Below are 513 nucleotides of genomic sequence, written 5' to 3'. Positions count from 1 at the left end.
ATGCCCGATGCGTTCGCCGCCGTCACCGTGCCTTCCTTCGAAAACGCGGGTTTCAGTCCCGCGAGCGCTTCGGCGGTGACGCCGTGGCGCACGAACTCGTCGGTCGCGAACTGGATCGGCTCGCCTTTGCGCTGCGGAATCGAAACCGGCACGATCTCGTCGTTGAAGCGGCCCGACTTCTGCGCGGCTTCCGCCTTGTTCTGCGACAAGGCCGCAAACGCGTCCTGCGCTTCGCGCGTGATGCCGTATTCCTTCGCGACGTTTTCCGCCGTCGTGCCCATGTGATAGTTGTTATAAACGTCCCACAGGCCATCGACGATCATCGAGTCGATCAGCTTCGCGTCGCCCATGCGGAAGCCGTCGCGCGAGCCGGGCAGCACGTGCGGCGCCGCGCTCATGTTCTCCTGCCCGCCCGCGACGATGATCTCCGAATCGCCCGCGATGATCGCGTTGGCCGCGAGCATCACTGCCTTGAGTCCGGAGCCGCAGACCTTGTTGATCGTCATGCCGGGG

1 protein-coding gene is annotated in these 513 nt (G+C 64.7%); it reads right to left on the bottom strand.

What is annotated here, in order from left to right:
- Nucleotides 1–513 (bottom strand): thiolase family protein (locus NCR35_RS29775; protein WP_502801740.1); only part of this gene is annotated, 513 nt, incomplete at both ends.

Origin of the sequence: Caballeronia sp. AZ10_KS36, assembly GCF_023631105.1 — a bacterium.
Classification (GTDB): domain Bacteria; phylum Pseudomonadota; class Gammaproteobacteria; order Burkholderiales; family Burkholderiaceae; genus Caballeronia.
Note: the sequence above shows the minus strand (reverse complement) of the source record. Positions and strands in the feature narration are given on the sequence as shown.